At 34.9% G+C, this 24,090-nt stretch carries 22 protein-coding genes; all 22 read right to left on the reverse strand.

The genetic code is table 11. The annotated features are described in order from the left end of the window. Positions 1-136 precede the first annotated feature (136 nt). The 22 genes from NLJ00_RS22270 to NLJ00_RS22375 all read right to left on the reverse strand — a co-directional run bounded on the left by NLJ00_RS22270 (position 137) and on the right by NLJ00_RS22375 (position 24,073). Entirely contained in the window at positions 137-340 is a 204-nt protein-coding gene (locus NLJ00_RS22270) for a hypothetical protein (protein ID WP_053470206.1), read from the reverse strand. Positions 341-358: 18 nt separating this feature from the next. Next, complete coding sequence (locus tag NLJ00_RS22275; protein ID WP_180858715.1) at positions 359-1,759, reverse strand: exopolysaccharide biosynthesis polyprenyl glycosylphosphotransferase; 1,401 nt, start codon at positions 1,757-1,759, stop codon at positions 359-361. Next, on the reverse strand, positions 1,729-2,160 hold the full coding sequence (locus NLJ00_RS22280) for a VanZ family protein (RefSeq protein ID WP_256635451.1): 432 nt from the start codon (positions 2,158-2,160) through the stop codon (positions 1,729-1,731). The genes NLJ00_RS22275 and NLJ00_RS22280 overlap by 31 nt, the downstream gene beginning before the upstream one ends. 73 nt (positions 2,161-2,233) lie before the next feature. Next, a complete protein-coding gene (locus tag NLJ00_RS22285) occupies positions 2,234-4,573 on the reverse strand; it encodes a polysaccharide biosynthesis tyrosine autokinase (protein WP_180858719.1) in 2,340 nt (779 codons plus the stop codon). 63 nt (positions 4,574-4,636) lie between these two features. Beyond that, entirely contained in the window at positions 4,637-5,410 is a 774-nt protein-coding gene (locus NLJ00_RS22290; RefSeq protein WP_256635452.1) for a polysaccharide biosynthesis/export family protein, read from the reverse strand. A gap of 114 nt (positions 5,411-5,524) precedes the next feature. Next, positions 5,525-6,271 (reverse strand): glycosyltransferase family 2 protein, encoded by a 747-nt coding sequence (locus tag NLJ00_RS22295; RefSeq protein WP_256635453.1) that lies wholly within the window; start codon positions 6,269-6,271, stop codon positions 5,525-5,527. Positions 6,272-6,427: 156 nt separating this feature from the next. Further along, positions 6,428-7,402: a UDP-glucuronic acid decarboxylase family protein gene (locus NLJ00_RS22300; RefSeq protein WP_256635454.1), complete on the reverse strand. Its 975-nt coding sequence runs from the start codon at positions 7,400-7,402 to the stop codon at positions 6,428-6,430. Between the two features lie 7 nt (positions 7,403-7,409). Further along, positions 7,410-8,228 carry a glycosyltransferase family 2 protein gene (locus NLJ00_RS22305; RefSeq protein ID WP_256635455.1) on the reverse strand — a complete coding sequence of 273 codons (819 nt, stop codon included), beginning with the start codon at positions 8,226-8,228 and terminating at the stop codon, positions 7,410-7,412. Further along, positions 8,221-8,631, reverse strand: coding sequence for a putative colanic acid biosynthesis acetyltransferase (locus tag NLJ00_RS22310; protein WP_256635456.1), 411 nt, complete (start codon positions 8,629-8,631; stop codon positions 8,221-8,223). The genes NLJ00_RS22305 and NLJ00_RS22310 overlap by 8 nt, the downstream gene beginning before the upstream one ends. A gap of 137 nt (positions 8,632-8,768) precedes the next feature. Further along, the gene (locus NLJ00_RS22315) at positions 8,769-9,848 is read right to left on the reverse strand and encodes a glycosyltransferase (protein ID WP_256635457.1); all 1,080 of its coding nucleotides are present in this window, start codon (positions 9,846-9,848) and stop codon (positions 8,769-8,771) included. Next, positions 9,845-11,014 (reverse strand): glycosyltransferase family 4 protein, encoded by a 1,170-nt coding sequence (locus NLJ00_RS22320; protein WP_256635458.1) that lies wholly within the window; start codon positions 11,012-11,014, stop codon positions 9,845-9,847. Before NLJ00_RS22320 ends, NLJ00_RS22315 begins: the two co-directional genes overlap by 4 nt. Next, positions 11,011-12,303, reverse strand: coding sequence for a hypothetical protein (locus NLJ00_RS22325; protein WP_256635459.1), 1,293 nt, complete (start codon positions 12,301-12,303; stop codon positions 11,011-11,013). Before NLJ00_RS22325 ends, NLJ00_RS22320 begins: the two co-directional genes overlap by 4 nt. Positions 12,304-12,315: 12 nt before the next feature. Then, positions 12,316-13,560 carry a glycosyltransferase family 4 protein gene (locus tag NLJ00_RS22330; RefSeq protein WP_256635460.1) on the reverse strand — a complete coding sequence of 415 codons (1,245 nt, stop codon included), beginning with the start codon at positions 13,558-13,560 and terminating at the stop codon, positions 12,316-12,318. After that, positions 13,557-14,639 carry a glycosyltransferase family protein gene (locus tag NLJ00_RS22335; RefSeq protein ID WP_256635461.1) on the reverse strand — a complete coding sequence of 361 codons (1,083 nt, stop codon included), beginning with the start codon at positions 14,637-14,639 and terminating at the stop codon, positions 13,557-13,559. The genes NLJ00_RS22330 and NLJ00_RS22335 overlap by 4 nt, the downstream gene beginning before the upstream one ends. A gap of 52 nt (positions 14,640-14,691) precedes the next feature. Continuing rightward, positions 14,692-15,543, reverse strand: coding sequence for a glycosyltransferase family 32 protein (locus NLJ00_RS22340; protein ID WP_256635462.1), 852 nt, complete (start codon positions 15,541-15,543; stop codon positions 14,692-14,694). Positions 15,544-15,568: 25 nt separating this feature from the next. Next, complete coding sequence (locus NLJ00_RS22345) at positions 15,569-16,543, reverse strand: hypothetical protein (protein WP_256635463.1); 975 nt, start codon at positions 16,541-16,543, stop codon at positions 15,569-15,571. A 6-nt stretch (positions 16,544-16,549) separates the two neighbouring features. Beyond that, positions 16,550-17,560 (reverse strand): alpha-1,3-mannosyltransferase family protein, encoded by a 1,011-nt coding sequence (locus NLJ00_RS22350; RefSeq protein WP_256635464.1) that lies wholly within the window; start codon positions 17,558-17,560, stop codon positions 16,550-16,552. Positions 17,561-17,570: 10 nt separating this feature from the next. Continuing rightward, a complete protein-coding gene (locus tag NLJ00_RS22355; protein WP_256635465.1) occupies positions 17,571-18,497 on the reverse strand; it encodes a hypothetical protein in 927 nt (308 codons plus the stop codon). 335 nt (positions 18,498-18,832) lie between these two features. Continuing rightward, positions 18,833-20,125: an MATE family efflux transporter gene (locus NLJ00_RS22360; protein WP_256635466.1), complete on the reverse strand. Its 1,293-nt coding sequence runs from the start codon at positions 20,123-20,125 to the stop codon at positions 18,833-18,835. Continuing rightward, positions 20,106-21,566: a UDP-glucose 6-dehydrogenase gene (locus NLJ00_RS22365; protein ID WP_256635467.1), complete on the reverse strand. Its 1,461-nt coding sequence runs from the start codon at positions 21,564-21,566 to the stop codon at positions 20,106-20,108. The genes NLJ00_RS22360 and NLJ00_RS22365 overlap by 20 nt, the downstream gene beginning before the upstream one ends. Positions 21,567-21,899: 333 nt before the next feature. After that, positions 21,900-23,024, reverse strand: a complete 1,125-nt coding sequence (gmd, locus tag NLJ00_RS22370; RefSeq protein ID WP_053470226.1) for a GDP-mannose 4,6-dehydratase — start codon at positions 23,022-23,024, stop codon at positions 21,900-21,902. A 98-nt stretch (positions 23,025-23,122) separates the two neighbouring features. Beyond that, positions 23,123-24,073, reverse strand: a complete 951-nt coding sequence (locus NLJ00_RS22375) for a GDP-L-fucose synthase family protein (protein WP_269468193.1) — start codon at positions 24,071-24,073, stop codon at positions 23,123-23,125. Positions 24,074-24,090 lie beyond the last annotated feature (17 nt).

Consider the following 24,090-nt stretch of genomic DNA (forward strand, 5'->3'; position numbering starts at 1 on the left):
GTGGTTCTTGGTAAAAATATTAGTAAAGAATCAAAAAATCAACGAAGATGTTTACTTCATAAAAAATAAAAGGCTTGTTGTTTTCTTTTTAAGCTGTAAGTAAGTGTTTGAGTTAAATTATAAATTAGAAAAAATCTTAAATACCTGCATTAAGGTTTGGTGTATCTGCGGTACTTAAGCTTTTTAGCTTTTTTATTTTATCATTCAATTTCAAAACCCTGTCGAGTTGTTTTTGCTGAATCGTGTATTTAGTATAATATCTATACCATTCTTTTCCAATAAAAAAGGTGGTCACAGAAACTCCTGTGAGTACACCAATAAAGTAATTAGTAATGTCCATAATTTCTAGTTTTTAAATTTAAAAAGCATTTTTATCTCCTTTCAGAGTTACAATAACGGTTAACAAGCAAATCTTAATATCTGTAATTAAACTCCAGCGCTGCAGGTATTGTATGTCTGTAGTAACGCGGCGTTTCATGTCGACTACCCTTTTGGTTTCCCCTCTAAGTCCGGAAACCTGAGCCAGTCCTGTAATTCCTGGTTTAACAAAATGGCGAACCATGAAATTATTGATATGACAATTGTAATCTGTTGTGTGTTTAATCATATGCGGGCGCGGCCCAACAATACTCATATTTCCCATCAAAACATTAAAAAACTGGGGCATTTCATCTAAACTTGTCCTTCGCAGGAATTTTCCAATTGGCGTAACTCTCGAATCTCCTTTTCTGGCCTGCTGACTTTCATCTCCGGAATTCATGTACATGCTTCGAAACTTATAACACCAAAAAGGTTCATTTTTTTTGCCTGTTCGCATTTGTTTAAATAAAACCGGGCCTTTGCTCTGTCTTTTAATCAAAATAGCCAGTAAAGGATAAAGCCAGGACATGATAAAAACAATCACCATAAGGCTGAAAATAATATCAAATATTCTTTTAATCAATCTGTTATAAGCATTTTGTAACGGCTCAAAACGAGGTTTAATAACATGGAAATTATTTAAATGACTGGAGTTAAAATGTTTTTTTGAGATGGATGAAAAGTCAGGGACAAATTTTAAACGCATGCAGTATTTGTCACCAAGTTCAAAAAAATAATTTAAATCTGAAATAAAATCTGGCTTCGATACAATATATAATTCATTAATATGATCTCTGGATGCATTATGAATGGCTTCAGAAAGTGCTTCGCTAAATTCTTCATTGCTTTTATAGTCTGCAGTCGAATTTTCATTAAGAATACCCAAAAACTGAATAAAAAACGAATTGGTTTCCAGATGAGAGGCTAACTCAATACTCGTTTTATTAAATCCCCATATGGCGACTGTATATTGTTTAAAAACCCATCCTTTAATTTCTCCTATTATCAGCGTAAATAAAATTCTGGACAGCAAGAAATAGAACAGTAAAAAGCTCAACTGAAACAAATTAGCCCGACTCCCAAAAAAGTAAAGAACGTTATCCTGAAAAATAAAAATATAACTGTGCCACAAGATTCTCTGTGTAAAAAAAGCACGCCAGCTGTTGCGAAAAAAGTACTCCAGACTAAAAAGAACATCTATTCGATACAATTGAAAATAGGTTACAGAGAATAACCAGCTTAAAATTGTAATAGGAATCATTTTATCCAAAAGCAAAGCATTCCAGCCTATCTTCTCTTCGCTTGCAAAATTCAGGAACACTATAGTACCAAGTATCATAGCGATCATGTCTGCAATTGCACAGCAGATTATGAAGGTAAATTTATGTCTGTTTCGCATTTTTTAAATTTTTTGAATAAATTGTAAAACAATCCTCCTGCTATACTTCCTATAATTCCATAAACAACATCCATGATATCGGGGTTTCTTTTTTGAACTATAAACTGTCCTCCTTCGGCTATATAAACAATTATGGCAGCGATGCCTATGTTTTGTATAAAGTTTAAATTTTTGCTTTGATTTGTTTCATTCGGGCTCTTTTGCTGTACATATGCTTCTAACAGAAAACCAACGGCTAAAAAAGGAACAGCAGTACGCAGATTGTAATAATGATTACTCCAATTTAAAAGCCATCTTGGTAAATAACTTTCGGTTCTTAAACTGGGATCGGGGAGCCAGGAAAAATAGAAAACAACACCAATAACGACAAGCAATATCAACAGAACTATTTTTTGAAACATTGTTCACTATTTATTTTTTTAGTAAATGTGCTTTTATTATTTGGGGTGAATTTGCGGCGGGAAAAAACATAACTTAGGCTTCTTTTATTCTAAGACCTCTTTTATACCAAGGTCTCTTTATTTTCAATTCCTGATACTGATAACCGTAGTTTCGGCCATAACCATATCCGTATGCTGTTTTCATATTTACGGCATTGATCAAAATACCAACATTCCTTAATTGCTCTTTTTTAATAAAATTACTTACCTGAACTAAATTGCTCTTATCTGTATAATCGTATTTTACAACAAATACGGTAACATCTGCCAAATGACTAAAATTGAGCGTGTCAGACACTATTTGTACCGGAGCCGTATCTAATATTATAAAGTCATATAGATCTTTTGCTTCTTCAATTAAGGCTTCAAAATTAGAGTTGGTGATTAGTTGAGAAGGATTTGGAGGAACTTCGCCAGCAAGCAAAATGTCAAGGTTTTTAGAATAATTAGTGTCTTTTTGCAAAAACTCTTTCCAGTCATCATTTTTATTCGCCAGGTAATTGGTAAGACCTGATACGTTTTTGTTGATATTGAAATATTCATGCAATTGAGGATTTCTTAAATCAACACCAATTAGTAATACTTTTTTATTAAGGTTACTAATGGTTACCGCATTATGAAAGGCACAAAAGGATTTTCCTTCTCCCTGAATACAAGATGTAAAAAGGATTATATTTCCTTTATCTTCCTTTTTTTTGTGCAGCAAATAGCGAATATTTGAAACTAAAGTGCGTGTTGCCTCTGCAATTAACGAATGAGAAGTCGCTGTATTTTCTAACTTTTCAGTCGTATTTATTTTAGGAATGTGTCCCAAAATAGGAATATTGGCAATTACTTTCTGAATATCTTCTTCGTTATGTACTTTGGTATCGAGATATAAACGAACGTATATTATCCCAAAAGGAAGCAGTAAACCAAACAGAAATGCGCCCAGCATAAAGGATTTAGGCTGAGGAAATATGGCTGAATAATTCGTTTCTGGCGCATTTAAGGTTTTTAAGTTGGATTCTAGAATTGCGCCGTTCAAAACTGCTTCTTCCTTTTTTTGTAATAATGCTACATAAGTTTCTTCTTTCATACTAAGATTGCTATTGATGTTCCCCAATATTTTATCTTGTGTAGGAATGTTTTTTATTTTTGAAGCGGCAATAGTTTCCTGAGTTTTATTGACGATATTGTTTTGATTTAGAAAGTTTAAATAGCCTTCTAAAGAATTCAATATTTCTTGTTTTGAAACCCTTAACTGCGTCATTAAAGTAATATACGCCGGATTGTTTTTTTGTGCTCTCTGCAAGATTAATTCACTATCCATGAGCTTTGTATTATAATTTAAAAGCATTTGATTGACGATCGATGATTCTAAATTATAATTAGTGCCTAAAGTTTGGCCGGCATCTCTTTTTCTGATATCGTTTATGGCATAATTGGCAAGTGAAATTTGTTTTTCGTTGAGTAAAGAACTTTCTGTTTTCTGGCTTCTGTCGGCTGTTTTTTCGGCAATATAATTGTCCATTACGGCTATTTCATTGTTTTGCAGATATCTTTCTTTTACGCTTTCGATAGAATCTTTTTCTCTGGTAAAACTTTTTATCCTTTGATTTAAATACGTAACCGTATTGGTAAACGTTTTTTGTTTGTTGATTACAATGCTTTTGTCCAGCAGAACGATAATTTCATTTAATATTTTTCTGGAACGTACAGGATCAGAACTAATATGGTTTAGTTCGATTGTTCCTTTTGATTTTTCATCGGATAAAACAATAAGCGATGATTTCAATTCTTTTAAAGCAGCATCTGTTGGTTCAAGATTTACTTTATATTCTTTATCAAAATAATACGATGCATTTTTCTTTGCTTTTGAGGCTAATCTAATTTTAAATGGCAGACCGTTTACCGCTTCTTTTCCATCATATCCATTTACACGGAATTTTTTTTCGGCAACAGGATCGGTTATAATAAATCCGCCTTTGTCTACTTTAATTTCATACGAAACCTGCGGTAAAGAATCTCTGGAAACCGTTAGTTTTAAAACAAAGGGAACTTCGTTTACAGCATTATTTTGTGTGGTATATACTTTTTCAAAATAACTCACATTTAGTTTCAAATTCTTTACTACACCCAGCAAAAACTCGTTAGATGTAATCAATCTGATTTCGTCGTCTAAATTATCTTCGTTATTTTTTTGATCTGTACTAATGGTTATTATTTTCGTTTTGTCTTCTTGTTTTTTATCCAAAAAAATCATAGCCGAAGTCTGGTACGTTGGCGGCACTATTTTAATAAAAATGAATGCTGCACCTACGCATAAAATTAAACTAAGCAGGAACCAAGGCCAAAACTTGAGATACTTTAAAAATTCTTTTTTAAAATCCATAATTATTCAATTAATTATACAACAGTATTCATAACACATAATTTCACGCTGTACTTTACTTTATCACTGTGCAATAAGTAAAACGACGGCTAAAAGAGAAGCTGTTATCCCCAAAACCTGTATAGGATCTTTGATTAAACCGCCGCTGTTTGCTTTTAGTTTATTGGGCTCTACCACAATAACATCGTTCTGCCTGATTCTGAAATTTGGATTGTTCATCCAGGAAGCTGTGGTCAGATCAATATGAAAAACCAAACGTTTTCCGTCAACTTCCCTAATCAGTTTTATATCTTTTCGAACGGCTGAATAGGTTAAATCTTTTGCCAGTCCTATAGCGTCGAGAAGGCTGATAGATTCTTCGCTAAAAGGTATTACGCCTGGTGAATTTACTTCTCCCAAAATGGTAAATTTATTGTTGAGAACTCTAACCTGCACGGTAGGATTTACTAAATAACCTTCGCCTATTAAACGTTCTTTTATTTTTTGTTCTGCATTAGTTGGTGTTAAGCCGCCTACTTTCACTTCATTTAAAATAGGCATCATGATATTTCCCTGCGGAGTCACTAAATAACCTGATAATTTCATCATTTCTACAGAAGTTTGTCCGTTGGTAGTTCCCACATTCATATTAAAAGGCGCCGCTACCACAGGATTAAGATCTCCTACATCAATTTTTAAAATATCGTTGGGCTGTATTTTGGTCGATGTATAAACTAAAGTCGAGTTTGCATAGCTGTCTAAATCTTGTAAATACAGCATTTCTTTTTTTGTGGTACAAGACTGAAGCATTAATAAAAGCAATAAAAATATCGGAAGTAAAATTTTCTTCATGTTCATCGTAGTGTATTTTAGTGTTTTTTAATTACTCTAAATTCTATTGAAATAAATCTGCTTGAGACCTATGTTCACTATGATGAAGAAAATACTGATCGATCAATATTTATCCTTTTATTAATGAACTATATACTGCCTCAGAGCGATACTTTTTTTAAGGAAGACAACCAATATTGCTGCCAGACCGTGAAACTTATAAATCTTATAATCTTCGTATAAAACTTCAAAAGCACGTTTTAAACTGGTACTCATGCCGCCCATTCTCATTTTTACGATATAGGCATCGATGTAACTCATATTAATTTTGTGCTTGTACAAATAGCGGAGCAGAAACTCGGTATCTGATGCTATTTTAAAATCAAGGTTATATAAACCATGTTTATCAATTACAGCTTTTTTTAAATAAACTGTTGGATGAAGGGGCAGCCATCCTTTTTTCACTCTTTTGAGACTGAAAACGCCTCCTATTCTATCGCGGATTAAACGTTCCTCTTTATCATTGGAAACATAAATTCCGTCGCCGTAAACTCCGTCGATAGTATCATCATTTTCAAAACGGGCCGCAATTCTTGAAATCGCTTTTCGATCATAAAACTCATCATCAGAATGCATTAAACCAATTATATCTCCTGTTGCCAGTTGAAAACCTTTGTTAATGGCATCGTACATACCTTTATCAGGTTCTGAAATATATTTGGAAATTCGATCTTTATAAGATTCTATAATCTCCTGTGTTCCATCTTTAGAATTACCATCGATAATGATGTATTCGATATCTGGGTAATTTTGCGAAAGCACACTTTGAATTGCTTTTTCGATTGTGGCTTTGCGATTGTAACACACTGTAATTATGGTAATTTTCATCAGTAATTATACTTTAAGATAAAAATGTTACATAATTTCCATATAAAACTAAAACAAAAGATTTCTACTAAAAAAAGTTCTCGATGAACCGCCTCAATTGTCGTTAAAACCCTTAAAAGTCAAAGTTTTAAGTTGAAAATCATTTATATTATTTCCTTAATAAGGAAATTGTGAAAAAGAAGGCTTTGCCTGATTTAGCAATAATTGGTCAAAATATTCGATCGTGGCAGTCAAACCTTCGCGTAATTCTATTTGAGGCTTCCAGCCATTTAATTTAGTATGTGCCAAAGAAATATCCGGCTGTCTTTGTTTGGGATCATCCTGCGGTAAACCAAGATGAATAATTTTTGATGATGAACCTGTCAGTTCAATAATGGCCTGCGCCAGTTCAAGCATCGTAAACTCGTTTGGGTTTCCCAAATTTACCGGACCTAAAAAATCACGATCTGAAGCCATCATTCTTATCATGCCTTCGACTAAATCATCAACATATTGAAACGAACGGGTTTGCAAACCGTCTCCAAAAATGGTAATATCTTTTCCCTGTAAAGCCTGAACAATAAAATTAGAAACCACTCTGCCGTCTGCCGGATTCATGTTTGGGCCGTAGGTATTAAAAATTCTGATGATTTTTATGGCAACTTTATTCTGATTGTGATAATCCATAAACAAAGTCTCGGCACAGCGTTTTCCTTCATCGTAACAAGAGCGAATTCCTATTGGGTTTACGTGACCCCAATAACTTTCGGTTTGAGGATGTACCAAAGGATCGCCGTATACTTCGCTTGTACTGGCCTGTAAAACTTTGGCTTTAACGCGTTTTGCTAATCCCAATACATTGATTGCGCCCATAACAGACGTTTTTATGGTCTTTATTGGATTATACTGGTAATGTACCGGAGATGCCGGACAAGCCAAATTGTAAATCTCATCGACCTCAGCATAATAAGGTTCTGTTATGTCGTGACGCACCATTTCAAAATACGGATTATCGATTAAATCAATAATATTCGATTTGGTTCCGGTAAAGTAATTGTCGAGGCAAATTACTTCGTTCCCTTCATTCAATAATCTTTTACATAAATGTGAACCTACAAATCCGGCTCCTCCCGTTATCAAAATTCTTTTCATGATAATTCTATTTATTTTTGATTAAATCAATTTTTGTTTGAATTTGAAAAAAGTAATGTGACTTAAAACGTGCCAGATAAAATCCTTCTTTTCCATCTAAAAAACCCAGCTTTAAAAAATAAGCTCCAAAAAAATAAACCGCAGGAAGCAATCCTGTATTCAGAAGTCCGTATTTAATTTTTTGGTTTAAGGATAAAAGCGTGTTATTAGATTTCCTGATTTGTAAATATCTCTGGGCTTCCCAACTAGAATAAGCATTGTGTTTGTCTATATAATGTTCCAGATTTTTAAAATCTTTATGAACCACTTTTGCTTTGATAACGCCTACTTTACCTTCAATAATAGGATGTTCGTGTACTTCCATATCTAAATGGCTCCATAAATCTTCTTCGATTTTTTCGTAAGCCCCTTTTGATTTCTTAAATAGTGCCGATTTTTGAAACCCATATCCGTACTTGAGTTTTCTTCCCATAAAATAGTTTTCAAAACGTATCGTGAAACCATTATAAATGGGATCCTGAATTTTATGTTCTATTTCGTTGACAAATTCATCGGTAACAAATTCATCGGCATCGAGAAACAAAATCCATTCGTTAATAAGGTTTGCGTTTTGCAGTGCCCAATTGCGTTTTTTAGGAAATTTGCCATTCCATTGAAATTGCAATACTTCGGCTCCCATAGCTTTTGCAATAATTATGGTATCATCAGTACTGCCTGAATCGACTACAATTAGTTGGGAAAATCGCTTTAATTTATCCAGACATAAGGGTAAATTCTGCGCTTCGTTTTTGACAGAAACGATTACGGAAATTGGAATTTTATTCAAAGCTTCTAAATTTTATTAGTTTGGAAGGATTTCCTCCTACTATGGAATTTTCCTCAACATCTTTAATAACTACAGAACGGGCGGCTACAACAGAATAATTTTCTACAGAAACTCCCGGCGCAATAAAGGCATCGGCAGCAATCCATACACCGTTTCCTATTGTGATTGGTTTTAATAGTAGAGGAAAATCTTTTTTAGTATAATCATGGGTTGAGGCGCATAAATAGGCTTTTTGAGATATTATAGTATTATCGCCAATACTTATTTTCCCCTGATTATAACAATCGACTTTTGGCCCTAAACTGGAATTTTTTCCCAATTCTAAATTCCACGGAGCCCATATTTTTACGGAAGCATATACATGCGCCGACCAGTCTATTTTTGCACCGAAACATTTCAGCACCAAAACTCTCCATGTTTTAAATAAACGGGAAGCAAATGGGCGAAATATAATAAGCCGTGCAAAATTCCAGATCAATCTTGAAATTTTGTTTTTTAAGCTGAAAGAATGACTATAAGTAGATAAATCCAAAACTGTAATTAATTAAGTATTTTTTTATACAAGTCGTTCATTTGATTGGCAACAGCTTTAATTTCATATTTTTCTGCCACAAGCCTTCTTCCTTTTCTGCCCATACTTTCTAGTTCGTAAGCTGCTGTATTCAATACCTGCGTAATGATTTTTTCGAGATTTGCAACTGATAAGTTTATCCACCAGCCGCATTCGTGTATTTCAAGATCTTCCCACGGCGTGCCCTGAGTTGTGATTACCGGAACTCCAAGAGCCAGTGCTTCTGCAATTACAATTCCGAAATTTTCGCTATGTGTTGGCAGTACCATAACATCGGCAGATCGTAAAAAATCCCATTTTTCATTACCGTATTTTGCGCCGACAAAATTGACATTTTTGAGATCTCTGGCACTGTTGCTTAAATGTGCTATATAATTTTTATCGCCATTTCCTGCAATTTCAAGAGACCAATCTTTAGTATTGCAATGACGCCAGGCTTCAAGTAATAATTCAATTCCTTTTTTGGGATGAATTCTGGATATAAAAACCATTTTTTTTGTCCCATAACATTCTTTAATTCCTTTAATATCGTTCAAATCAATACCATTTGGAATGATGGAAATAGGCGGTTTAAATCCTAAATATTGAATATTCAGCGCTTCCATTTCGGCAGTTGTGTGCAAAAAAGCAACATCCTGAATGGCTTTTTTTTGATATAAAAACAATCCTAATCTTTTCTTCCACGGATTGTTAGCCATGATCCACGGTTCTAACATTCCGTGTGGAGACAGGATTACTTTTATGCCTAATTCCTGAGCTACTTTTTGAAAACCCCAATTTTGCGGACTCCAGATTCCGTTGATATGAACTATATCTGGTTTTTCGGCCATTAAAAAGATTCTAAAGTCTCCGAGCATATCAAACCATCTCAAAATACCGCCTTCAAAAAATTTAATTCTTACGCCCGGAATATCTATAGGATGAGCCGTTTTTTTTGTTGCCACCACTATTTCCATATGTTTTGATAAAGCCGTACTTAATAATCGCATATACTCAGTAGTTCCTCCGCCTCCCTTGTCAATCCCCGCAATAAAATGGATTACTTTCATACAATTTGATTTATTTCTTTGTAAATAACTTCGACAGCATCAAGGAAATATTCTGTTGTAAATTTTTGCGACTGGGTAAAAGATCTTTCAATTGTTTCCGTTTGCTGAGGCCGGCTTAATTTCAATACTTTTTCGATTGTTTTTGCACCTTCCTCTTTCCATTGCTGCCACTGTGCAGGATCTGCTGGTTTTTTCTCAATGTAAAAAGCAGCCATTCCGCCTACTTCATTCATTGGAGCTTTATTGGTCGTGATTACTGGGCATCCAGAAGCCATTGCTTCAATAATAGGCCAGCCAAAACCTTCATCTAATGACGGAAACAATAAACAAATTGCTCCGGAATAGGCATTATTAACATGTTCATCTGATAGGTTTGTGATGAAATGTATATCGTTTTTGAATGGTGATTTTTTATGCAGAAGACTTAATTCTTCTGATGGTTCTTCGCCAATCAAAACCAAGGGTATACTTGTATGGTATAAGTTTCTCCAGGTTTCGTAAATCTCCAAAACACCTTGTCGGTTTTTATAATATTGATTCCCGCCAATGTGCATGATGTAACCTTGGGATAAAAGTATATTGAACTTTGATTCTAATAAATCTCTTGAAGATTCTCTTGGCAGAGAAAAAAACGGACGACTTAATCCGTTGTAACATACTTTTGAATTGGTGATTTCCCCCAAGTGCAATTGGTGTAAATCCTGACGTGTTTTTTTAGATATTGAAATGAAATTTTTTCCTTTTGAAAAACCTCTTCTAATATAAATTTGATACAGCTTTCCTGTAAACGATGTCGGGTTTTCCGGCACCATTCCCAATGCCGATTTTAAGGCTAAAAAATCATGACAGTGTACAACATGTTTTCTGTTTTTTACCAGCGGAACCCACGGCCCAAGCGCCTGATCTGCAAATACAAAAAGAGTGTCTTTTGAGGAATTGCGTAATTTTATTTTTACTTCTAATGGAAATACAAAATATTGATCAACATAGCCCAGCCATTTTTTAAAGGATTTCATTATGGGCAGTTTATAAAATCTCGCTTTCGGACTCCAAACTGCTACTTCGTGTCCTCTTTCTTTCATTCCGTTTAGGAGCATATTGGCATAGCGCGGCATGCTTTGATGACCTGTAAAGGAAGGATGCGTAAAAAGGACAATTTTCATCATTCTGTTTTCAAATTGATGTTCATACCGGCCAGTAATAAACCTGTGGCAAGTACGGCGCAGCCCAGCATACTTGGCTGAGCCCATTGGCCTTGGGTAATTAAAAACAAAGCCGTTCCGCAAAATGTTAAGGGCAATAGTTTATAGTTTCCGGGTAATTTTATAGAGCTATAAAAAAGTCCAAAGGCCAAAACTAATCTCAAAACGACAAGTCCGCCGCCTAAAATAAGTCCCTGTTCTCCGCCCACACGATTTAATTCGCCTTCTGAAACTAAAAATTTTCTTTGGCCTGTCAACAGCTGTGCGCCTGCATTGGTTCCCATTCCTAAATTGCCTTCAAATAAAGGTGCTTTTAATAATGTTGTGATAGGTTCTGTAAATCCGTTTATGGTTCGCATTACAATTGATCCTCCTTCTTGTCCTTTTGCCGTATCGACACGGCTCATAAAAACCTGAGTTCCTAAATTAAAAATGGAAGTTGTTTTTTGTAAAACCATAAATAAAACCACAATTACTAAAACAGTCGATATTAATCGTATTAATGATTTTACGTTGGTTGTAGATCCTGCAAAGGCAAAAAATCCAACTAGTAAAACGCCTAAAACTGCGGTTCTGCTCACCGTTAACGGCAAAGCAATTATTAAAGCGACTGTACTGGAAATAAGTAAAAGTTTAGAACAGGCTTCTTTCGAAAGCCAGAAATAAAATACAAATACTGAAACTAAAATATAGTAAGCCGATAATCCTGTTGTAAACGAAAATGTTCCCGATGGTCTGAAATATCCCATTGCGCCATCAAAACCTGCGCTTCCTTCTCCGCCTAAACCTGTATTGATATAAGCAGTCTGCGGACTTGTAAACTGAAGATAAATAATGATGGTCATTAAAATATTGGTCGCCAGCATTACACGCCCCATTTTAAGAACATCTTCTTTTTTAAATACGGCGCCGATTATAAAAATCAGCGGAAAATGAATCAGCATAATTCTTGCCCCGTAAAGACCTACAAAAAGATTTCCGTGTCCGAAAGTAAGTGTAATCGCCAAACCTAATAATGTAAAAATGGCGCTTAAAACTACATAGCCGTTTATAAATTTTACATCAAGGTAAAAAGCTCTTATAATGATGAAAATTGCAATTGGGTCACGCACAATTAAAAGCGGCGTAGCCAGACTTGGCAGAATCCATTTGCGGAGAGCGCCTTCAAAAACCCAAAGTAAAAAATACAGCCAAATGGCTATTTTTAAGGTTTTATAAGATTGTTCTACATCTTGTTCTTTTGGGGTGTCCATTTTTCTAAATTTTTACAAAATCTTTAATGAAGAAAGTGCATCGGCCATTTCTTTTCCATAAACTGACCACGGTCTAGTTTGGGCTTTGTTTTGAGCGGCAAATCCAAATTGTTCTAATATTTCCGGTTTTTCAAGTATTTGAGTAATGACTTCTTTTATGGCTTTTGAAGATCCGGCGGGAACAATCCATCCGTCTTTTCCGTGTTCTATTAAATCCGGGCCTGCGGTGCGATTGGTTGTAATAACCGGAATTCCCTGCGACATGGCTTCGGTAATAACCAAACCAAAACCTTCAAAAAGAGAAGGAAAAACAAATACGTCATGTTCGTACATACACTCTAAAACCTCATCGTGTGATAATGACGGAATCCAGTTGTGTTTTTCTAATGCCTGATTTAATGTCTCGCAATTGGATACTGCTTTATGTCCTACAATGGTCAACTCAACTTTGTCTTCCATTTTTTCGACTGCATCAAATAGATAAGAAATGCCTTTTCGCTGTGATAAACCGCCAATAAATAAAATTTTAAGTTTTCGATCCAAAAGAGGCTCGTAGTATTTTTTTCTGGTAACTGTTGGAAAGCCGTATGGAATTACTTTTATTTCGGGCAGGTTTCCTTTATAATTTTCTAATGTTTTTTTGGTAAAACTGCTGGCGACAAAAATTACATCTGCCAAAGCTAATTCTTCATCTTTTTTGCTCAGTTTTCCTAGTGAATCATTGAAACCTGTAAGCGTATCTGACCAAGCCGGATTAATGTCAAATTCTTTCTGCATTAATAAACGGGCACTTTTCCAATACCCAATTGGTAAATCGTAAATGCAGTAAAGTCCTAATTGTTTTGCAGCTTTAAATGTTGATAAAGCGCCGTCTTCGTATGCATAAACTCCTAAAAGCCCTTGGTTTTTTAATTCGGCTAAATTATCAGCAACCCATTTATCATGTTTTTGATAGACTTTGTCAATACAGAAAAAACCTTTTTCGTGTGTGATTAAAAAATCTAATTTAAATTTTGAAGTCAGTAAACGTCCAAATTCAAAAAAGGATTTTGATCGTGTGTATGGCTGCCAGGTTTCGTCTAAACTTCTTCTTTTTAAATCTTTTAGTTTCGGATTATTTCCAAGTTTAAACAATAACTGTCCGGGAAATATAGCAATTGAAGTAAACAGTTTAAAAAGCTGCTGTTCTTTCAATAAACCGGTTATCAGATTTTTTGAATTTGCGTTTAAAGTTGGATGTGAAACCAATAATTTCATACTCCCGAAATTGAATTGATAAACTGCGCAGCAATAGCATTTAAGTCTGAAACCTCAACCTTTTGCGACGTTATATTCAGATTGTTTTTTTCGTATTTAATAATCTGCGGAATCACATACTGTCCTTTTGTTGGAGTCCAATTTCTGGAAACACAAATCGTAATGATTTGATGTTCTTTGTACGCTGCAAAAACGCCGCTTTTTTCTGTTTGGAAATACGGAGTTGTTGATATTCCAAAATCACTGTCTCTCAAAACCTGTGATATTACTTTTTCAGATTGTACGCCAAGAATTTCATAAGCAATATTATAATTGTCCAATATTGCGGTGTACTTAATTAATTCCGGTCCATTTTTACCGATGAAAACAAATTTTATAGGTTTCTCAAACTTAGCTGCATTACTGCTTAAATCTTTAATAAAATCTTCAAAAGGCGCTCCGTTATGAATGGTGCCAAACAACACAAACTGAGCAAATTCTATTGTTTCTTTTTTCTCTGCTGTTAACGGAATATTACCGCAAATGGGCAAAACTTCCGCTTTGATATTTTGAGATTGAAGAAAGAACTGGTATAATTTATTTTGGGTATTTATGGAATGTGTTTTTGTATTGTGAACTATTTTTTTGGCGATTACCTGCTGCAACTTTCCAATCCATTTGTGTTTGATGGAAGATTCGGTATCAATTCCCAGCCATAATTCATGAAACATGATATGCCATTTATGATTTCCTCTAATTTTTTTTAAATATGAAGGAAGCCAAAAAGGCAATCCTTTTGGGTTGAAGCTGTACGGAACGTATTGCAGCGAAATCCAGTCGGGTTCAAAATCTTTCAGGATTTTTTGCAGCCAAATTAATCGCTGATCGTTTGGTGCTGCAACCGGAATTCTATGTACAATTACAGGAGTTTCTTCTGCAACCTGAGTTTCACTGGTAAATGAAACGGCTTCGTGATCGCATAAAGATAAAATCTGTGCATCGTGGCCGGATTTTATAAGTTTACCACATAAGCGGCGGGTATAATCGCCTACTCCATCGTTACCAATTTCTGCAGAGCCGCATATGAAGAGTATTTCCATTTCGTGATTTAATTATTGATTTTTATAGGGAGGTTTTTTAGTTTCTCGTCAATCAAATGGATGAGTGTTTTGTAATAATTGTTTTGAGGTATTTTGATGTACGATAGGTTTTTTTAACGCTTTTATCAATAAAATTGACGACGGGAAATAATCTGGGGTAATGGTTCCGGACTAAATGCAGGAACTTTTCAATGCCTTTTTTTCCGCGCCAGCTTCCGTTTATTAAATGGATTGCATAGGATCTTCTGTCTAAATAAATAGAATTTCCTACCAGAATATTCGCCGGAAGAATCAGCATATTTTCTCTTAAAATCTGTTCTTTGTTTTGATACGTATAACCGTATTTTTCGGCAACCGGAGTTATTACAGAACCTATGATAACTTTTTTTAAATTCATAGTTCCGTCTTCACCAAATAACTGCAGATTTTTATATTGTTCTAAACAATCTTTGACATACGGATGATTTGGTACTGATGCAAAAATTGCTCCCTGAACTGCAAATCCTGTAATAGTTTCGCCGTTTACTGGCAGATAAGAAGCGTTTAACTGTTTAAGTCCGCCTGCATCTTCAAACAAACCGGGATGTATTTCGTGTGCGCTGAAAAAGTCATAATCAAACCATGTTTCCTTAAACGGTTTCAGTATTTTAACATCAGAATCCAGATATAAACCACCTTCGGTATATAAGGCATACAGACGAATGTAATCTGCTGCAAAAGCCCATTTCTTTGCCTGAAAAGCTTCTTTTACAAAAGGAATTGAATCAAAATCAAAACTATCTTTATTCCATATTCGTAATTCAAATTCAGGCAGATGAATTTTCCATGTAGCCATACATTCTTTTATAAATGGCGTATAATCTTCACCACTAAACCAGCAAATATGAATTGTTTTTGGAATCATAATTTTTTATCCGTTTTAAAAAAATTTACACTTTATAGAATCTTCCAATAACTTTGGCTACTTTAATACCTATTAATTTTCGTGTAATTTCCCATTTAGAATGTGCCAATATGGGTTCACTGCAATATTTCCAATAAATAACATCTAAATTTCTAGGGATTTTTCCCTGCGCGGCTCTTAATAAATGGTGCGCTTTCCATGGTTTTGGACTTCCCATTCCGTGGGACATTGTTGAATCGCCTTCAGAAAAACCCATTCCTTCTTTTCCAATATAACTTACAGGATCATTATAAACTTCAATCGCTGCATTTAAAGCATCCTGATCCGGTTTATCAAAAATTTGGAATCCTTCTCTTTTTAAAACCGTTGAATTATAGGATTGATTCAAAAAAATAGAATTCTCCAAACCTCCAATCGCAGGTCCCATAAGTTCCTGCATCTGAACCCATAAATTTAAAAAGGAACTGTTTTTTTTAAGAAGTCCAACAAAACCGGCGTTTACATAAATGGCATTTTTAAAGTGTAAATCGATGTGATAATGTTTGTAATAGTTTTTCCAGCCTTGCCGCCGGGGATGGAATTCCTGCAAAGGTGAATTAACATCTTCGCAAAGTGCAACACCGCAGTTTATCCATTGTTCGTAGCATGCCCATGAATCGTTTATCACAATATCGGGGTCAAAATAAAACATGGCATCTGCATCTTTTGCCGGGCCTTCCCAGAGTTCCAGCATAAAATCCGGCTTGTAGTTTGCCATATTATAGTTGGTAACAATTGGCAGAAAAATCAGTTTTATTTCCTGCACGGGAGTTAGGACAATGGCTTCTTTCCATTTGCCAATTGTTTGCTTTTCACCTTTTAAAACCCATTGGGGTAATCTGCCCCGATAACCTACATAAATATTGCCTCTAAATCCATTTTGATATAGTGAATTAGAAAGTGCAGCTACTCCAAAATGGTAGTGACCCTCGAAAATAGTGCAAACTGCTGCATTCATCATATAGTATTATAAATTTAAAATGCGTTTAAGTCTTCTTGTAACTCGTTTTGATTGATGTTTGATATAGGTAATATAAAATAAATCAGAGCTTTGCACTTTATACAAACTCATCATTCGCTCTTTATCTGTCTGGCTGGAATACATTAATTCGTCGATTGATTCTGCGCCTAAACTGCTTCTGCCGGAATAATGCAAATGACTGATTGGCACATTTAAAGCTCGGAAAGAAGATTGTTTATTGACTACTATTTTAGATTCTTCAGACAATTGAGAATACCAAATTTTGTATGAATCTGTGTTTTGTTTGTATCCGCCCTGAATGGCATGAATTAAATCTAAACTATTGGTATAATCTCCAGACCATGAACTGAGCCAATTGTATGGAGGTTTGCATAAATTGAGTAATTTCCAGTCTCCCAATAATGAAGCGATATGTAATAAGGATTGATCGTGTTTTTTTGGAATTTCTGGATGCTGCTTGAACCATTCTACAGCGGCGTTCATATCGGCAATCATTTTTGAACTTTTTCTTACCAGTATATGTCCGGCTGTAATGGCTGAATTTAAACTGTCTTTTCCGAAATTTTCTTTTACTTTTTCGGGCAACAGATAATTGTGTATGCCGCAGGTTGTGTATTCTGTATCGGCGTGAACTAAATCATGTCCGTTTGCAAAGTCAAACAAACGTTCCCAATTCATTAATGCCACGATATCATTATCTGTATAAATAAATTCGTCCCAATCTGAAAAGAATGCTAAAAAGCGGTACAAAAATCCCATTGGACATTCTGTTAAAACGCTTCTTAGGTTTTTTATAAAACTTCTGGCTTCTTCAGAAAAATCTTCTACGGTTAAAAATTCAACTTCATTTAAGATATATTGAGAATTTACTTTTTCTCCTCCAAAATGAATTAACCGAATTGGCAATGTACAGCCGCTTTTTCTAATGGAATAAATTAGGTTTTCGCTGTACCACTGACTTTTTAAATTGGCCACTAAAACAATACCTTTTTTCATCTATATCGGTTTATAGGCTTAAATGCCATTTATAATTTTTCTGCCACATTTTATGACGAACTGGCCCTGTATAATGCCGAACTGCCATTTGTTTTGGACTGAATAAATAGGAAAAATCAAATTGATCGCCTGAGTCTAAAATGAAGGTTTTAGGTGTTAAAGGCATATAGGAATTATTTTTTAGCAAATGGTGATAAACGGTTTGTTCGCTAAAATATTCGTAGGTGAAATTATAGGTTTTAAAAAAATCTAAGGATTCTTTTATGTTCTTAAAAGCTTCATTGGCAAAAATAAAACCGGAATTTACCTGATATATTTGTTCAGAGTTTAAGGCTTTATAACGACTGTCTAAACATCCCCAGCTTACATCTGGCATATACCAGCCGTTTGCTTTGGGTTTTTCTGTTAATATCAGTTTTAAAACATTGGCGTGTTCATAAAACAAAATATCTGAATCTATGAATAGTGTTGGTTTTTCGATTGGATGATTTAAATAATAAAACAGTTTTTTTCCTAATGGATATTTTTTAGCATAATCAATTAGGTAGTTTTCATAAGGTTCTAATTCTTCTTTACATAAACCTTTTAAGGATTCTATTTCGCTCCAGTCGAGTCCTTCGGCGACTTTTAGGAAATCAAAATTGCTTTCGAGTTGGTTTATTTGTGCCTGTGTATGTGTGCCGTCTGAATAAAGTGTCCATTTAATTGGTTTTCCTACGTAGCGAATAAAAGATAAAACAGACAAGACCTGCTCGTGAAAATCATTGAATGAGGAGAAACTGGCGACCTCCATTTCAATAGTTTTTTTTTTACTGACTTGGTTTACCAAATGATATAACCCTATTGCTACTTGTCTGGCAAACTTTTTACGGTTTATCCTTCCTTTTGCTATGGTTATTTTTTTGGTAATTCCTCCTTGGCCTGGTAATTTATTCATGTTTAAATTCTATAGTTTTTAATATAGCCCGTTAATCTCTTTGTGTTCCAGCGGTTGAAACCGCTGGCTATGTTTCCAAATAATTCGCTCAAACCTATTCAAACCTATTCAAATATAGCCCGTGGTTTCAACCACGGGAAACGGGTTGTGATCATCTTGCGTTCCCGTGGTTGAAACCACGGGCTATGTTTATAATGATTGATTGTTAATCTATTTCTTTATTCTTTATTCTTTATTCTTTATTCTTTATTCTTTATTCTTTATTCTTTATTCTTTATTCTTTATTCTTTATTCTTTATTCTTTATTCTTTATTCTTTATTCTTTATTCTTTAATTTATTTCTTAGCTCTAATTATTACTGAAAAACTAAATATATAATTTACTACTAATGAAAGACATTGGTTAAAAATGCTGTAGTACAAAATGCCTCGGAGTTTTGTTAAATCCCAAATAAAATAAGCTAGTATGACGGTTCCTAAATTGAGCGTGATTACAAATATTGGGTTTAAAAAATGTCCTCTGCTGCCTATTAAATTACCGCTCATTGCTGCAATTAATCCGATGCAGTTGGATAACATAATCAAAAAAAGTTCAGATGATAATGAACTGTATGAAGCTCCTAAAAGCCATAACATTTGAGCAGGAAATAAAAATACGATGAGCATAATAAAACCTGCTGCCAAAAAAAGGATTAACTGAAAAAATAAAAAATATCTTAAAAGGATTTCTTTATCATCTGCTAATCTTGAAAATCGTGGTAAAAATAAAGTGCCTGATATCGTGGTAAAAAAAGCCATGAGTGCCGCAAATCTGCCCAACGCTCCTATACTTGCCAAATCAGTAGAGTTGCCAAAAACAGATAATATCCAAATTACGATTTGTCCTGATAGCGCATAAAATATAATATTGGGCAGGATGCGGGTTACAATTTTGAGTATCTCTTTACGAATTACGGGATCTGGCTTTTGGTGGCTGTCTACAAACTTTTTATTGATTATTTTGAGTTTGGAATTGCCATATATCTGCGGAATTCCTGAAGCCAAAATAAGGACGAATGTCCATGGAAAAATAAAAATTGTTAGGATTACTAATAGCAATCGTCCAAATCCAACTCGTAATTGATTTTTTTGTAAACTCGAAATATCCTGATGTAACTTGGGTGTTATTTCTAGTAAAGAATCTGATAAGGCGGCGTAAAAAGCGGGAATCAAGGACAGAAAAATTAAAACTGCCGATAACCAGCTTGCGTTGTTTTTTAATAATAAATAAATGATTATGGGTGTAGAAACGGTTAAAGCTATAAAGGCAAATTTCTTTCTTAAATCTAAACCTGTCGCCAGCACTTCGCCTAGTTTTTTAGGGTCTTTCCATACTTTGCCGCTCAGTGCCATAACTCCGTTTGAAATACCAGAATCTGTAAACATTACTAAAGTACCTAACATGGTATTGGCGAGCGTGTATAAGGCGTATTCCTGAACAGGCAGCATTCTGACAATCAATATCCCGGAAACAAATCCGATTAATTTTAGGATTACTTCTGTACTTCCTACAATCGAAATTAATTTTATAAAATTTAGACTTTTATCGAAATGCTGGTGCTGTTTTATTTTATCTAATGACCAGTTCATTTTCTACTTTTAATTTAGCACTAAAAGAATTATTTTTTCCAATTCCTTTTACCTGAAAACCTATTGCAGCTAATTTTTTAAAATCGAGAATATTTCGTCCGTCAAATAGAAAAGCGGGTTTGTACATGTTGTTATAAATACTTTCCCAATCGTAGGTTTTAAATTCATCCCATTCTGTTAATATGGCAGCTGCATGAGCTTCATCAAGTGCTTCTATCGCTGTTTTGTAAACGAAAATCTGATTTAATTTTGATTTGATTTTTTCTTCAGAAAGTCCTTTTAGTTCCCATAAATAGCGCATATCGGATTTAATTTTTTCTTCGGAAACTTTGGGATCGTAAACATGAATTTCTGCTCCGTCTTCTATTAAATGTTCGGCAACATAAATCGCTGCCGATTCTCTGGTATCGTTAGTATCTTTTTTGAAAGCCCAGCCTAAAAAAGTTATCTTTTTTCCGCTTACGGTATTAAAAAGGGAACAGATAATATTTTTGGCGAAACGGTATTTTTGGTAATCATTGAGAATAATAATTTGTTCCCAATAATTAGCGACTTCCGGCAGATTAAAATAACGGCACAAATACACTAAGTTTAAAATATCTTTTTGAAAACAAGAACCTCCAAATCCAACTGAAGCTTTAAGAAACTTAGAACCAATTCGGCTATCGGTTCCTATCGCGGCGGCAACCTCATCAACATCGGCTTCAGTAGCTTCGCATAAAGCGGATAAGGCATTAATGGATGAAATTCTCTGCGCTAAAAAGGCGTTGGCGGTTAGTTTTGATAATTCTGAAGACCATACATTTGTGGTTAAAATTTGTTTCGGCGAAAGCCAATGTGCATAAATATCAACTAAAGACTGAATGGCTTTTTGACCGCTTTCGGTTTGATTCCCTCCAATTAAAACTCGGTCGGCATTAAATAAATCTTCGATGGCAGTTCCTTCGGCTAAAAACTCAGGATTAGAAAGTACTTCAAATTTAACTCCGTTCCCGGTATGATCTAAAATAGTCTGCAAAGTATGCGCTGTTCTTACGGGAAGCGTTGATTTTTCGACTATAATTTTATCATTTTTTGCTATTCGGGCTATTTGTCTGGCGCATAATTCTACAAATTTTAAATCGGCAGCCATTCCCTTGCCTTCGCCGTATGTTTTTGTTGGCGTATTTACGGCTATAAAAATCATATCTGCCGCTTCAATTGCCGCATCAACATCGGTTGAGAAAAACAAATTACGTCCTCTTGCTTCGCGAACGACATCTGCAAGTCCGGGTTCGTAAACAGGAAGTTTATCTAAATTTTCTTCATTCCATGCCGAAATACGATCTGTGTTTAAATCTACAACTGTTACTTTAATTTCGGGACATTTCAATGCTATTACAGACATTGTTGGCCCTCCAACGTAACCGGCTCCTAAGCAGCAAATATTTTTGATTTTCATTTAATTCGTTTTTTTTGGGAAGTGGATTTTTTTTAAACACATAGAGACATAGATTTTAATTATGCATAAAAGACTAACAAAAGAAACTCGTTTCTAGCACATAGTTCTCAATGTTTGTCATTCCGAGGAACGAGGAATCGCACAAGTAACTCCGCAACAGCAAGTCGCCAATCTTTGTCGATTCTCTAGTGCGATTCCTCGTTCCTCGGAATGACAAGATTGTGCTGTCTATGTTTGTTTATGCAAGTGTAACGCCTTTTTTAAAGATTCCTAAGAACTATGTTTCTATGTGTTTAAATTAAGCGCAACTGGTTTATTAATCTGCAGTATTAGTTATTCGAAATAATTTAAGATCGTATAACCACATTCTTTTAAATGCTGTTCTTTCTCCATCAGTTTTAAATCTGACTGCATCATTTCTTTTACCAATGATTCTAAATCGTATTTGCATTTCCAGCCGAGTTTTGTTCTGGCTTTTGTGGGATCGCCTACTAATAAATCGACTTCTGTTGGTCTGAAATAATTAGCATCAACTTCTAATACTTCTTTACCAATCGGAATTTGATAATCAGGATTGCTGCAATATTTTACAAGAGCTTTTTCGTTTATTCCTTTTCCTTTAAATTCCAGTTCAATACCAACTTCAGCAAAACTCATTCGTACAAATTCGCGAACGGTTGTCGTTTTTCCTGTAGCAATTACCCAATCTTCCGGTTCATCTGCCTGAAGAATCATCCACATCATTTGTACATAATCTTTGGCGTGTCCCCAATCGCGTTGTGCGTCGAGATTTCCTAAGTATAATTTATCCTGAAGTCCTAAAGCGATTCTTGCTGTTGCTCTGGTAATTTTTCTTGTTACAAAAGTTTCTCCGCGAATGGGTGATTCGTGATTAAATAAGATCCCATTGCAGGCATACATTCCGTAAGCTTCTCTGTAATTTACCGTAATCCAATACGCGTACATTTTGGCTACGGCATAAGGTGAACGCGGATAAAATGGCGTTGTTTCTGACTGCGGAACTTCCTGTACTTTTCCGTACAATTCGGATGTTGAGGCCTGATAAATTCGTGTCTTTTTTTCTAATCCAAGCAAACGAACGGCATCCAGAAGTCTTAAAGTTCCTAAACCATCTGCATTTCCTGTGTATTCCGGAGTTTCAAATGAAACGGCTACATGGCTCATGGCGGCCAAATTGTAGATTTCATCAGGTTGAACTTCCTGAATGATTCGGGTTAAATTAGTGCTGTCTGTCATATCGCCATAATGCAGAATAAAATTTCTGTTTTCTACATAAGGATCCTGGTATAAATGATCAATTCGGTCTGTATTAAATAAAGAAGTACGTCTTTTTAATCCGTGTACGATATAGCCTTTTTCTAATAAAAATTCACTTAAATAGGCTCCGTCTTGTCCTGTAACTCCTGTAATAAGAGCTGTTTTTTTCAATGGATTCATAATTTAATTATAAGGCACAAAGGCATTATGCTGCAAAGTCGCAAATTTTATAAAGGGTTAACGATAAAGGGATTTGGGGTAATTTGAAGGGCAAAAGATCAGTAAACCTTTTGTTTGAAATTTTCGATGTTTTCTAAAAACCAAGTGTAGGTTTTTTTTATTCCTTCTTCGAGTTCAATTTGGTGTTTCCAGCCCATGCTGTGCATTTTAGAAACATCCATTAATTTTCGTGGTGTGCCATCAGGTTTTGTGTCATCCCAAAGAATCTCTCCGGTATGGCCTACAATTTTTTGTACTAATGAAGCTAATTCTTTGATGGTTAAATCTTTTCCGGTTCCAATATTATACAAATGCTCCGGAAGCTCATTTTCTAAAGCAAAAACTACTGCTTCTGCCATATCATCTACAAATAGAAATTCACGCATGGGTGTTCCTGTTCCCCACAAAATTACTACAGCATTATTGTTTTCTTTGGCTTCGTGAAACTTTCGGATCATGGCGGGTAAAACATGTGAACTGTTTAAATCAAAATTGTCGTGCGTGCCGTATAAGTTGGTTGGCATCATGCTGACAAAATCTTTTTGATATTGTCTGCGTATGGCTTCGCATAATTTTACTCCGGAGATTTTTGCTAAAGCGTACCATTCGTTAGTTGGTTCTAAAGGAGCTGTGAGCAAATATTCTTCTTTTAACGGCTGCGGTGCAAATTTTGGATAAATACAGGAACTTCCTAAAAAAATGAATTTATCTACTGCCAAACGATGTGCCTCATTGATAAGGTTGTTTTGAATCAGCATGTTTTCCATCAAAAAATCATACGGAAAATCATTATTGGCCTGAATTCCTCCCACTTTTGCGGCGGCATCGATAATTACATCGGGTTTTGTTTTTCTGATAAAATCCCGAACTGCTTTTTGCTTTCTTAAATCTAATTCTTTGCTGGAAGCTCCAATAAGATTCGTGTAGCCTTTTGCAGTCAGCGTTTTCCAAATGGCGCTTCCCACCATTCCGTTATGTCCGGCAATATATATTATGGATTTTTTATTGATCATAGCGTAAATTTTAT

Source organism: Flavobacterium panici (assembly GCF_024499525.1).
Taxonomy (GTDB): domain Bacteria; phylum Bacteroidota; class Bacteroidia; order Flavobacteriales; family Flavobacteriaceae; genus Flavobacterium; species Flavobacterium panici.

Excerpts from the sequence above, each read along its gene's own strand:
- NLJ00_RS22315 (WP_256635457.1), bottom strand. The coding sequence starts at position 9,848 with ATGAAAGTAATCCATTTTATTGCGGGGATTGACAAGGGAGGCGGAGGA.
- NLJ00_RS22325 (WP_256635459.1), bottom strand. The coding sequence starts at position 12,303 with ATGGACACCCCAAAAGAACAAGATGTAGAACAATCTTATAAAACCTTA.
- gmd (WP_053470226.1), bottom strand. The coding sequence starts at position 23,024 with ATGAATCCATTGAAAAAAACAGCTCTTATTACAGGAGTTACAGGACAA.
- NLJ00_RS22340 (WP_256635462.1), bottom strand. The coding sequence starts at position 15,543 with ATGATTCCAAAAACAATTCATATTTGCTGGTTTAGTGGTGAAGATTAT.
- NLJ00_RS22280 (WP_256635451.1), bottom strand. The coding sequence starts at position 2,160 with ATGTTTCAAAAAATAGTTCTGTTGATATTGCTTGTCGTTATTGGTGTT.
- NLJ00_RS22350 (WP_256635464.1), bottom strand. The coding sequence starts at position 17,560 with ATGAAAAAAGGTATTGTTTTAGTGGCCAATTTAAAAAGTCAGTGGTAC.
- NLJ00_RS22295 (WP_256635453.1), bottom strand. The coding sequence starts at position 6,271 with ATGAAAATTACCATAATTACAGTGTGTTACAATCGCAAAGCCACAATC.
- NLJ00_RS22360 (WP_256635466.1), bottom strand. The coding sequence starts at position 20,125 with ATGAACTGGTCATTAGATAAAATAAAACAGCACCAGCATTTCGATAAA.
- NLJ00_RS22355 (WP_256635465.1), bottom strand. The coding sequence starts at position 18,497 with ATGAATAAATTACCAGGCCAAGGAGGAATTACCAAAAAAATAACCATA.
- NLJ00_RS22335 (WP_256635461.1), bottom strand. The coding sequence starts at position 14,639 with ATGGAAATACTCTTCATATGCGGCTCTGCAGAAATTGGTAACGATGGA.
- NLJ00_RS22365 (WP_256635467.1), bottom strand. The coding sequence starts at position 21,566 with ATGAAAATCAAAAATATTTGCTGCTTAGGAGCCGGTTACGTTGGAGGG.
- NLJ00_RS22285 (WP_180858719.1), bottom strand. The coding sequence starts at position 4,573 with ATGGATTTTAAAAAAGAATTTTTAAAGTATCTCAAGTTTTGGCCTTGG.
- NLJ00_RS22320 (WP_256635458.1), bottom strand. The coding sequence starts at position 11,014 with ATGATGAAAATTGTCCTTTTTACGCATCCTTCCTTTACAGGTCATCAA.
- NLJ00_RS22275 (WP_180858715.1), bottom strand. The coding sequence starts at position 1,759 with ATGCGAAACAGACATAAATTTACCTTCATAATCTGCTGTGCAATTGCA.
- NLJ00_RS22300 (WP_256635454.1), bottom strand. The coding sequence starts at position 7,402 with ATGAAAAGAATTTTGATAACGGGAGGAGCCGGATTTGTAGGTTCACAT.
- NLJ00_RS22330 (WP_256635460.1), bottom strand. The coding sequence starts at position 13,560 with ATGAAATTATTGGTTTCACATCCAACTTTAAACGCAAATTCAAAAAAT.
- NLJ00_RS22290 (WP_256635452.1), bottom strand. The coding sequence starts at position 5,410 with ATGAACATGAAGAAAATTTTACTTCCGATATTTTTATTGCTTTTATTA.
- NLJ00_RS22270 (WP_053470206.1), bottom strand. The coding sequence starts at position 340 with ATGGACATTACTAATTACTTTATTGGTGTACTCACAGGAGTTTCTGTG.
- NLJ00_RS22345 (WP_256635463.1), bottom strand. The coding sequence starts at position 16,543 with ATGATGAATGCAGCAGTTTGCACTATTTTCGAGGGTCACTACCATTTT.